Genomic DNA, 10,014 nt, shown 5'->3' on the forward strand with positions numbered 1-10,014 from the left:
GAAGTTGAATGGCGAAGGGAGGGGACAGATGCTGATTGGAATTCCCAACTTGTTGACACCCGATTTGTTAAGACATCTCAAGGCGATGGGTCATGGTGATGAATTGGTAATCGCAGATGCGAATTTTCCGGCAGAAGCTTGTGCCGCGCGAATCGAGCGTCTCGCGGGTGCCAGCGCAACTGAGGTTTTGAGGGCAATCCTGACGATTATGCCTCTTGATTCCTACGTCGATCACCCGGCCCGCACGATGCAGGTTGTCGGCGACCCTGACACCGTTCCCGACATCGTAGCCGATTTCCAGAAGATCATCGATGAGACGGCGGATCATCCCGCCAAGATCAGGGGCGTGGAACGGCACGAGTTCTATGTCGAGGCCCGCAAGACCTATTGCATCGTACAAACGGCCGAGACACGTCTCTATGGCAATATCATCCTGCAGAAGGGCGTTGTGCCGCCAAGCTGATCGACGGTGAACGGCTACGGCAATTGGACTTGCAAACTGCGGTGCAAAGCGGGCTAGATGTGGGTTGCGTAAGAGGAGATTCACGCGATGCAAACAAAGAAGATCATCAACGACGGAGACGACGCGGTCGATGAAATGCTCGACGGGATACTTCTGGCGCATGGCGACACATTGCGCACCTCCGCAGACTCGGGCCGGGCGATCATTGCGCGACACGGGCCACGTGACGGCAAGGTCGGTTTGGTCATCGGGGGCGGGTCGGGGCACGAGCCGACCTTCGTCGGATTTGTGGGGCAGGGGCTGGCGGACGCGGCGGCGATTGGAAACGTCTTTGCCTCGCCCCCGCCCGATCCCGCGCTAGCATGCGTCAAGGAGGTCTCCGGCGGCACAGGCGTGCTCTTCATGTACGGGAACTATGCAGGCGACGTTATGAATTTCGACATGGCGGCCGAGATGGCGGCGATGGACGATATCGAGGTGCGCACCGTGCTGACCACAGATGACGTGGCCTCGGCCCCGCGCGACGAGATCGAAAAACGGCGCGGTGTGGCGGGCAACTTCTTCATCTTCAAGGCGGCGGGAGCTGCGGCAGATGAGATGATGAGCCTCGACGACGTCGAACGCGTGGCGCGGCATGCGAATGCGCGGACTTACACCATGGGCGTCGCGCTGAGTCCGTGTTCGCTGCCGCAGACGCGGCGGTGGAATTTCGATCTGCCTGAAGGCGAGATGGAAATCGGCATGGGCATTCACGGCGAGCCGGGGATCGAACGCGGACCGATCAAGCAGGCCGACCAGATCGTGGACGAAATGATGGACCGGATCTTCGATGAGATGGGCGCGGCAAGCGGCGATCGGGTCGCCGTTCTGGTCAACGGTCTGGGAGCAACACCGCTGATGGAGCTTTATATCATGAACAGGCGGGTGCAGGCGCGCCTTGAGGCGGTCGGTCTTTCGACCCATGCCACCTGGGTCGGGAACTATTGCACCTCGCTGGAAATGGCTGGCGCCTCGGTCACGCTCATGCATCTCGATGACGAGTTGCAGCGCCTGATCGACCGGCCTTGCCATTGCGCCATGTTCCGGGTGGTCTGAGCGATGGACGGCAATGATGTGAAAGCAATGCTGCTGGCCGCCGCCGACGCGATGGACGCTGCGCGCGATGAGCTCTGTGCGCTCGACGGCGAGATCGGGGATGCCGATCATGGCGTCGCCATGGCTGGCGGTTTCGGCGCCATCCGAACCGCTCTGGTGGAGCTAGACGGTGTAGCGCCAACCGAGGTATTGAATGCCGCGGCGAAGGCGTTCCTGAATGCCGTCGGCGCCTCCTCAGGTCCTCTCTATGCGACCGCTTTCATGCGCGCCGGCGCTGCGGTGAAGGGCAAGGACGTGCTCGGCGACGGGGACGCTCCGGGGCTGATTGTTGCGATGGCCGAGGGAATTGCGCATCGGGGCAAAGCCGAGCGCGGCGACAAAACCATGCTGGATGCTTGGGGGCCTGCCTCGGACGCAGCGACGGCGTCCGCGGGTAAACCTGCCGCCACCGTTTTCCATGCCGCGGCGGACGCCGCTGAAATCGGGGCGGAGGCCACCGTCGAGATGCAAGCGAGACTGGGCCGCGCCGCACGCCTCGGGGCTCGCTCGCTGGGGCACAAGGATCCCGGAGCGGCGTCAGCCGCGTTGCTTCTCCGTGCCATGGCAAGAACCTTCGAAGAGAGCTGATCGGCGCGTTCGCGTCAGGTCCGCCGTTGGCCACCGGCGAAATGCCATTTGCCCGAATCGGGCTAACGCGCCCACTCTTGTAAAAAGAATATCAGCCACCGCCGACCAAACGACGGTGGCGCAAAACGGGAGGAAAGAATTGGATATTGCATCGCCCATGGGGCGCGTTTCAGCTTGGTTCGAAAACTTCAGAAAGGCCCTCGAAAACGTTGTTGCCAAAGCGTTGAAATCACTTGTCGTGGAAGAGTTCTATTGGCGTGATCTCGTCTCTTTCACATGGAATATTAAGACTATGGAAAGTCGGAATGCGATCGCCGATATGGTATTGGCCATGCTGGGCGATGCGCATCCGAAGAACTGTAAGATCGATGACCGGTCTGCCGGTTGCACGAAATGCATCACCTCTCCGGAGGGACGGCCTGGTGAAACCGACTCGATCTGATTTCCAGTAAGGCGCGAGTGTAAAATGACGGTGGCAGATTTCTGGATCGGCACAAGTTGGAAGATGAACAAGACGCTCGTTGAAGCCGAGAGCTTTGCGAGGGCGCTTGCGGCAGCCGACGCCGATTGCGACGATCGCATCCAGCGGTTCGTAATTCCGCCCTTCACGGCCGTGCGCGAGGTTGCGCGGATTCTCGACCAGACTTCAGTTCTGGTGGGCGCACAGAACATGCATTGGGCCGATGCGGGTGCTTGGACCGGCGAGATCTCCCCAGTCATGCTGGCCGATTGCGGACTGGACATTGTCGAACTCGGCCATTCCGAGCGCCGCGCCCAATTCGGTGAGACCGACGAGACGGTCGCCTTGAAGACCGAGGCGGCGGTGCGCCATAGACTTATTCCGCTTATTTGCATCGGCGAGACGCTAGACGAACGGGAGAGTGGGCGCGCCACCGAAGTGCTGGGGGCTCAGGTGCGCGCCGCACTAGGTGGACTTCGCGGTGACCAGAAAGCGGCGCCGGTGATCATGGCCTATGAGCCAGTTTGGGCCATTGGTGACGGCGGCATTCCCTCGACCACGGATTATGCAGATGCGCGTCACGCCGAGATAATCGCTTTCGCAACCGACATTCTGGGCCGACCCGCGCCTTGCCTCTACGGCGGGTCGGTCAACTCTGAGAATTGCCAAGACCTCATCGTCTGCCCGCATATAGACGGGCTTTTTATCGGTCGGTCGGCCTGGAATGTCGACGGGTATCTCGGCATCCTTACTGCCTGCGCGGATGTCATCTGACGTATCGAAAGGACACTTCATGAAGATTGCGATTGCCGGAGACAGTGCGGGCGAGGGGTTGGCGAAGACACTGGCCATGCACCTCGCCAAGACCCACGACGTCGCGGACGTGTCGCGAACCGAGGATGGGCCGGACGCCTTTTACGCGAACCTGTCCGATCGCGTCGCTTCGGCGGTGATCGCGGGCGAGTACGACCGGGCGATCCTGGTCTGCGGGACGGGCATCGGTGTCGCGATCTCGGCCAACAAGGTCCCAGGCATCCGAGCGGCGCAATGCCACGACACCTACTCAGCCGAGCGCGCCGCGTTGTCAAACAATGCACAGATTATTACTATGGGCGCTCGCGTAATTGGCCCGGAGCTCGCGAAAACCATTGCCGAGGCCTTTCTGGCCAACACGCAAGATTTTGACGAGAACGGCCGTTCCGCTGGAAACGTCAACGCGATCGGCGACGTCGACGCGAAGTACAACAAGGTTTGAGATTCGAGTGCTGCTAAGTAAGATCAACGATCAAAAATCATCCGCTTCGGCAGCTGGACAACAATTCCGAGGACCTAATCTCGGAAATAATCCAATGCATGGTCTCGGCCTGTCCTGATCTTACCGGGGTCATGTCAGAAGAACTTGTCTTGAGCGGGGCAGGGTGGTTGGGTGGATTTTGCCCACGACCAGACCTGCCTCTTTCAAGTATTTCGAAACCAGCCGTGAGATCATCCGCCTGGCGGTGATGCTGTATATTTGGTTTCCGCTTTCACTTCGAAATGTCGAAGACCTGCTGCACGAGCGAGGCATCGATGTCAGCCATGAAACCGTCCGCTACTGGTGGAACAGGTTCGGTCCGGTGTTTGCTTCTGAGATCCGAAGGAAACGGGTTCAGTAACTCCGAGCCTTTTCAAAATGGAAATGGCATGTGGACGAGTTTTTTGTGAAGGTGAATGGCCAGCGACACTATCTGTGGCGGGACGTAGATCATGAGGGCGAAGTGCTGGAAGCCGTTGTCAAAAAGCGCAGAAACAAAGCTGCAGCATTGAAATTCCTCAGGAAATTGATGAAGCGGCACGGAAAAGCGAAGCCGTCGTTACAGATCGCTTTGCTTGCTACAAGACTGCGCTCAGAGTTTTGGGAGTAATCGAAAAACAAACGACGGGAAGGTGGCTCAACAACCGCGTCGAGGATTCGCACCTGCCGTTCCAACGACGCGAACGTGCCATGCAACGCTTCAGGCGCATGCGAAGTCTACAGAAATTCGCCGCCGTCCATTCTTCCGTATACAACCACTTCAATCACGAAAGATCTCTCACCAGCCGAGACACCTTCAAGCTGACGCGCACCTCCCAGTCTATCCCGCCGCTCCATCGACAGCTTAAATCTAGTAAAAAGCGAACTGAAAAGCGCCAGTAGGGCATTCTACTAAGTCTTTTGAGGCCTTATCGAACTAGTCGTTGATCGGAGAACTTGTCCTTCCAGACAGTACCCCGCGAGATTTAGACGTGGCTGATCACCGTTCTTCAGCCCCAGGATTTGAGCGGCAGCAATGGGCTCGATGCGGTAATCCGAGCCCTTTTGTCGGATGTCCACAAAGCGACAGAAACCGGACTCTCAATACCAGTCGGCACGCGGCAACGGCTGCTTGGACGTCTCACTGACCGCTTTAGCTAGAACCGGACTTTGTTATAATCAGGATCTACGCCCGGGTTGCGGACAAAGTTGCCATTTAACGATGCAGCATGATTGGCTGCCTGCAGCCCATAGCGGACATGCCCAACCTGAAGACGGACGAGAAGAATACATACGTTGCACGTGCAATGGAGACCTTTCTCCAGCACAATGCAGACGATGTCTTTCGTCAAAGGCAGGGTGGATGACAATTAGGCGCGAAGAGGCCTGCCAAAACCAATGGGCGGTTGTCCGAGAAGAGGCTTCGTATATATCGAAAATCTAAGCGTCGCTAGGGCTCACAACTTGAACTTGCCGGGGAAAAGGCCGCACAAAAATCTTCGGATAAGTTTAACAGAGCGCCGTCGCGAAAAGCCCTGCATATCTGTAAGATAATTCACCCACATACCCTCCATCAAAGCCAGCGTTCCACTAGTGGCATCGTCCACCAAGTTTGCGTCACGCCCGTTTTGTTGGGCTATTTCCGAGAATGCAAGCCGCAAGGTCTCGACAAGTCTGTGATCTTGAGTGCTGCTGTAGCGGGCAATGCCTGGGTGTGAGCTCGCGATGCCCCGGAATGCATGCCAGATTTTTGTACTTCTTGGATTGAGCAGAGCTTCGGACAGATCGGCCTCGATCACAGCCATCACTCGGTCTTCGGGCGACGCATCCGGGCCCAGATCGGTCATTCTGTCCATCTCGGAATAATATTGGGCACTGAAATGCTGGGCCGCTGCCGTCAGCAAATTGTCCTTCCCCCCGAAATGCAAATGGATCATTCCGCGTGATAAACCAGAACGCTCGCAGATGCGGCTGACCGTGGTATCGGTAACTCCAATATCCGCGATAGTGTCCAGAGTCGCCTTGATCAGAAGCTGCTTTTTGGCCTCCGGATCACGCTTCGAACCACGCTTTCTTCCTTTTAAGCTTTCCACTTTACCCAATAATTCCAATTGCTTGGTGGCATCCCGCAGGTCTATCTCACAGGAAGATTGACACGAAAGACCGTTCTGGCGCAACATTTAATGGACGATCGTCCATTAATGACTCGTGAAAATCGAGAAGGGAGGTGGGGTGATCTTTCGTAGCGAAGCATCCCGGGGCTATACCCTCAGCGCACCGGCCACCGCTTATGTGGGCTTTCTGGTGGCGGCTCCATTGTTGATCCTGATCGCCTATTCGTTCTGGACGCAAACCTACGTAACACTCGATAAGACGCCGACGCTCAAAAACTATAGCGACGCGTTTGCTGATCCTCTGGTTCGACACCTAATGCTAAGGTCGATCTGGATTGCAGGGGTGGTCACTGTCGCAACCGTCGCACTGGCTTATCCTATCGCCTATTTCATTGCGATGAAGGCACGGAAAAAGACCATCTGGCTTCTGCTTATCACTATTCCGTTCTGGTCCAGCTATCTCTTGCGCGTATTCGCCTGGAAACTCATCCTTGGGTTCAACGGTGTAATGAATTCTGCACTGCTGATGCTTGGTCTGATCGACGAACCGCTCGACTTCCTTCTCTACAATGAATTTGCAGTCGTGCTGACGCTTGCTCATGCCTGGGCACCATTTGCGATCCTGCCGATCTATGTTTCATTGCAGAAAATCGATCCAAGCCTGTTGGAAGCAGCCACCGACCTCGGCAACAGCCCTTTTCAACGCTTCGTGCGGGTGACGCTGCCGCTGACCATCCCAGGGATCATTGCTGCTTGCCTGATCATCTTTATCCCGACTGTAGGCGATTATGTAACGCCAGCACTGGTCGGCGGGTCGGACGGGAAGATGATCGCCAACCTTATTCAGGTGCAGTTCGGGGCCGCCAACAACTGGCCACTCGGCGCCACACTGTCACTGATCGCGATGCTGTCGGTTGGCTTTGTCGCCATAGTGTTCGTCATTACCGCCACTCGGCTTGGGAGGCGGATCAGATGAGACGTCCTTCGACCCTGACAGCCTACGCTTTTCTGTATTTGGTTTTTCTTTACCTGCCGGTTCTTTTTCTGCCCTTGTTTTCGTTCAACAGCGGCACAATCGTTGCCTTTCCGATCAAAGGCTGGACGCTGGACTGGTATCGGAAGCTTGGCGAGCAGGATACCTTGATCCAGGCCCTTTGGAATTCGCTTGGCGTTGGCACCGTCGTCGCACTTTTATCTACCGCCATGGGATTGTTCGCTGCCCGAGCCTTTGTTAGGTACCGGTTTCGGGGTCAACGCGCTGCAGAAGGTCTGGTGATGCTGCCTTTGGTTATACCGGGCATTATTGTGGCTTCTTCAATGTTGGTTCTGTTTCTGTTTATCGGTCTCAAGCCGTCTTTGCTGACCGTCGTTCTGGGCCATACGTTTCTTGCGCTGCCGTTTTCCGTCTCGATCCTGAAGTCTGCGTTTGACGACTTCGATGCGTCGCTGGAGGAAGCATCTTACGATCTGGGCGTCGGCGTGTTCGACACTTTCCGCCGCGTGACGCTACCGGTCGTTTCCCCGGGTATCGTAGCCAGCTTGCTGGTCACGTTCACAGTCAGCTTCGACGAATTCGTCCTCGCCTTTTTTCTGTCCGGCAACCAGCCAACTTTGCCGGTTTATATCTGGAGCCAAATCCGTTTTCCCGCCAAGCTTCCCAATGTGCTGGCGCTAGGCTCCATCTTGCTGCTCACTTCGGTTCTACTTCTGGTGCTTGCCGAGTATTTCCGCCGCCGCTCATCCGCATCAGAGGTCCGATGACAGTCAGAAACATCATAGAACTCAGGGGCGTTGAAAAGCGCTATGGCCCATTCCTGGCGGCTAGCGGGATCAATCTTGATCTCAAAGAAGGTGAGTTTTTCTCACTCCTCGGTCCATCGGGATGTGGCAAGACCACGGTATTGCGGATGATCGCGGGATTCCAGGAGCCAACCAAAGGCACCGTGCTGATCGACGGCCATGATATGGAAGGTGTGCCTGCCAACAACCGTCCGACTAACATGGTATTTCAGAGCTACGCTATATTCCCGCACCTGAATGTTGGAAACAACGTAGCCTATGGATTGCGCGGCAAGGCCCCCAAGGCTGAGATCGACCAGCGCGTAGCCGAAGCCCTAGAAATGGTGGAGCTGGGCGGTCTTGAGGATCGCGGCGCAAGTGAGCTGTCAGGGGGGCAGCGGCAAAGGGTGGCGCTCGCCCGTGCGCTGATCATGCGACCCAAAGTGTTGTTGCTGGATGAGCCTTTGTCGGCTCTCGACAAGAAACTGCGCGAGCAGATGCAGTTTGAAATGCGTAACCTGCAGCAATCGCTAGGCATCACCTTTGTGATGGTCACACACGACCAATACGAGGCGATGACAATGTCCGACCGCATCGGCGTGATGTTCAATGGGCGGCTTAAGCAGGTGGATACGCCAACCACGCTTTACGCGCGGCCCTGCGATCAGCAGGTTGCCAGTTTCATCGGTGAGATGAACATTTTGCCAGCTCAGTTGCTGGAAGAAAGTGGCGGTACGCTTTCAATCGACGCGAAGGCCTTTGGTCAAATGGAGATTGAAAGGAATCCCAACGTCGCGACCAACGCCAGAGATATGAACATCGGCATTCGGCCAGAACAATTGGAAATCACCGCTGAAAAACCCGAGAACTATCCATCAACTGTTCAAGGCACGGTCAGCAATGTCGCATTCTACGGTGAGAATATTCACTACCACATTCAGGTTGCGGGAACCGACAAGCCGATCTCGGTCTCGGTTCCAAACTATTTTCACACGGTTGATTTCAATCGCGGCGACGCAGTTTGGCTGGGGCTTCAGGAAGCCAGTGTGATCGATCTTGGTTCCAACACAGAATAAATCAATGGGAGGATAAAATGAAACTTCAAGGAATAGCGGCCTTCGCATGTGCGACGGCTATAAGTACAGGAAGCGCCAGTGCCGGTGGAGCTGATCTAACGGTGTTTGATTGGTCGGGATATGAAGACCCGGGCTTTTTTGCCAGCTACATGGAAAAATACGGGAATGAGGCGCCAAGCTATTCTTATTTTGGAAGTCAGGAAGAAGCCTTTACGAAACTGAGTTCGGGTTTCACGGCTGATTTAGCGCATCCTTGTTCCGATGCAGTCCGGAAATGGGTCGCAGCCGATCTGATTCAGCCGCTGGACGAAAGCAAACTGACCAATTGGGCCGATGTACTGCCGGAAATCAAGGAAGTCGACGCCATCGTTCTGGACGGCCAGCTTTATATGTTGCCGTTCGAGTGGGGAAATACCGGTCTTATCTATCGCACCGACAAAATCTCTGCTGACGATATCTCGCTGCAATTGCTGGCGGACCCGGCCTATGCAGGTAAGATCGCCATCCCGGATGCCGCGTCATCGGCATATGCCCTGGCTGCGCTGGCCACTGGAAACGCGGATGACTACACCAATCTGAGCGAAGAGCAATTCAAAGAAGCATCTGATTTCCTGCGCTCGATACACCCGAACATGCGCTTTTACTGGTCCGATGCAGGTCAGTTTGACCAGGCCATGACCAGCGGTGAGATCGAAATGGGTTGGGCCTGGAACCAATCAGAACTGAACCTGATCTGGAACGAGGTGCCCGCAGCTATGATGCGAGACGTCGACAAAGGTATCGCGACCTGGGCGTGCGGCTATGTGCATCTGAAATCATCCACGACACCGGTCGATCAGGTATATGATCTGTTGAACGCGCTTACTGACCCGGCCAGCGGTCAGTACATCATCGACAACTGGGGGTACCCACATTCCAACGCAAAAGCGTTCGAAGTTGCCGATCAGGCCAACATCGAAGCCTATGGTTTCTCCGATCCAAAAAGCTTTTTCGAAGGCAGCTTGTTCTTTGATGCGGTCAACCCCGAGCTTGAGGCAAAAATGCTGGCGGAGTTCGAACGGATCAAAGCCGGCTTCTAATACAACCACATTTCCGGGGTCGTTGGGCTCCGGATCCCAAATACAGGA

Annotated in this window: 12 protein-coding genes and 1 pseudogene; 12 read left to right on the forward strand and 1 reads right to left on the reverse strand. The window is 56.0% G+C overall.

All coding sequences use genetic code 11. The features are described from left to right. The first annotated feature begins 28 nt into the window (after window positions 1–28). The 8 genes and pseudogenes from GOV45_RS20815 (at window position 29) to GOV45_RS20845 (ending at window position 4,821) form a co-directional block, all read left to right on the forward strand. Window positions 29–463 carry an RbsD/FucU family protein gene (locus GOV45_RS20815; RefSeq protein WP_170481690.1) on the forward strand — a complete coding sequence of 145 codons (435 nt, stop codon included), beginning with the start codon at window positions 29–31 and terminating at the stop codon, window positions 461–463. 87 nt (window positions 464–550) lie between these two features. Further along, window positions 551–1,558 (forward strand): dihydroxyacetone kinase subunit DhaK, encoded by a 1,008-nt coding sequence (locus GOV45_RS20820; RefSeq protein ID WP_170481693.1) that lies wholly within the window; start codon window positions 551–553, stop codon window positions 1,556–1,558. A gap of 3 nt (window positions 1,559–1,561) precedes the next feature. Further along, window positions 1,562–2,185: a dihydroxyacetone kinase subunit DhaL gene (dhaL, locus tag GOV45_RS20825; protein WP_170481696.1), complete on the forward strand. Its 624-nt coding sequence runs from the start codon at window positions 1,562–1,564 to the stop codon at window positions 2,183–2,185. A 139-nt stretch (window positions 2,186–2,324) separates the two neighbouring features. Next, window positions 2,325–2,627, forward strand: coding sequence for a hypothetical protein (locus GOV45_RS20830; protein WP_170481699.1), 303 nt, complete (start codon window positions 2,325–2,327; stop codon window positions 2,625–2,627). Window positions 2,628–2,651: 24 nt separating this feature from the next. Then, complete coding sequence (locus tag GOV45_RS20835; RefSeq protein WP_170481702.1) at window positions 2,652–3,419, forward strand: triose-phosphate isomerase; 768 nt, start codon at window positions 2,652–2,654, stop codon at window positions 3,417–3,419. A 19-nt stretch (window positions 3,420–3,438) separates the two neighbouring features. After that, window positions 3,439–3,900 (forward strand): D-erythrulose-4-phosphate isomerase, encoded by a 462-nt coding sequence (gene derI, locus GOV45_RS20840; protein ID WP_170481704.1) that lies wholly within the window; start codon window positions 3,439–3,441, stop codon window positions 3,898–3,900. 163 nt (window positions 3,901–4,063) lie between these two features. Next, entirely contained in the window at window positions 4,064–4,300 is a 237-nt protein-coding gene (locus GOV45_RS23665; protein ID WP_367648709.1) for a hypothetical protein, read from the forward strand. Between the two features lie 51 nt (window positions 4,301–4,351). Next, window positions 4,352–4,821 (forward strand): annotated as a pseudogene (locus GOV45_RS20845) (DDE-type integrase/transposase/recombinase). A 554-nt stretch (window positions 4,822–5,375) separates the two neighbouring features. On the opposite strand, the gene GOV45_RS20850 reads toward GOV45_RS20845, so the two are convergent. Next, on the reverse strand, window positions 5,376–6,098 hold the full coding sequence (locus GOV45_RS20850) for a TetR family transcriptional regulator C-terminal domain-containing protein (protein WP_170481708.1): 723 nt from the start codon (window positions 6,096–6,098) through the stop codon (window positions 5,376–5,378). A gap of 28 nt (window positions 6,099–6,126) precedes the next feature. Between GOV45_RS20850 and GOV45_RS20855 the strand changes: the two genes are divergently transcribed. From GOV45_RS20855 to GOV45_RS20870, 4 genes are read left to right on the forward strand one after another with little or no spacing between them, the layout of a single operon-like run. Continuing rightward, a complete protein-coding gene (locus GOV45_RS20855; protein WP_367648710.1) occupies window positions 6,127–7,008 on the forward strand; it encodes an ABC transporter permease in 882 nt (293 codons plus the stop codon). Next, complete coding sequence (locus GOV45_RS20860; protein ID WP_170481711.1) at window positions 7,005–7,793, forward strand: ABC transporter permease; 789 nt, start codon at window positions 7,005–7,007, stop codon at window positions 7,791–7,793. Before GOV45_RS20855 ends, GOV45_RS20860 begins: the two co-directional genes overlap by 4 nt. After that, a complete protein-coding gene (locus GOV45_RS20865) occupies window positions 7,790–8,887 on the forward strand; it encodes an ABC transporter ATP-binding protein (protein WP_170481714.1) in 1,098 nt (365 codons plus the stop codon). The genes GOV45_RS20860 and GOV45_RS20865 overlap by 4 nt, the downstream gene beginning before the upstream one ends. A gap of 17 nt (window positions 8,888–8,904) precedes the next feature. After that, window positions 8,905–9,966 carry an ABC transporter substrate-binding protein gene (locus GOV45_RS20870; RefSeq protein ID WP_170481717.1) on the forward strand — a complete coding sequence of 354 codons (1,062 nt, stop codon included), beginning with the start codon at window positions 8,905–8,907 and terminating at the stop codon, window positions 9,964–9,966. Window positions 9,967–10,014: the final 48 nt, after the last annotated feature.

This window comes from Ruegeria arenilitoris (assembly GCF_013035425.1).
GTDB lineage: Bacteria > Pseudomonadota > Alphaproteobacteria > Rhodobacterales > Rhodobacteraceae > Ruegeria > Ruegeria arenilitoris_A.

Coding starts and splice junctions, on each gene's coding strand:
- GOV45_RS20815 (WP_170481690.1), top strand. CDS start 29: ATGCTGATTGGAATTCCCAACTTGTTGACACCCGATTTGTTAAGACAT.
- GOV45_RS20820 (WP_170481693.1), top strand. CDS start 551: ATGCAAACAAAGAAGATCATCAACGACGGAGACGACGCGGTCGATGAA.
- dhaL (WP_170481696.1), top strand. CDS start 1,562: ATGGACGGCAATGATGTGAAAGCAATGCTGCTGGCCGCCGCCGACGCG.
- GOV45_RS20835 (WP_170481702.1), top strand. CDS start 2,652: ATGACGGTGGCAGATTTCTGGATCGGCACAAGTTGGAAGATGAACAAG.
- derI (WP_170481704.1), top strand. CDS start 3,439: ATGAAGATTGCGATTGCCGGAGACAGTGCGGGCGAGGGGTTGGCGAAG.
- GOV45_RS20850 (WP_170481708.1), bottom strand. CDS start 6,098: ATGTTGCGCCAGAACGGTCTTTCGTGTCAATCTTCCTGTGAGATAGAC.
- GOV45_RS20860 (WP_170481711.1), top strand. CDS start 7,005: ATGAGACGTCCTTCGACCCTGACAGCCTACGCTTTTCTGTATTTGGTT.
- GOV45_RS20865 (WP_170481714.1), top strand. CDS start 7,790: ATGACAGTCAGAAACATCATAGAACTCAGGGGCGTTGAAAAGCGCTAT.
- GOV45_RS20870 (WP_170481717.1), top strand. CDS start 8,905: ATGAAACTTCAAGGAATAGCGGCCTTCGCATGTGCGACGGCTATAAGT.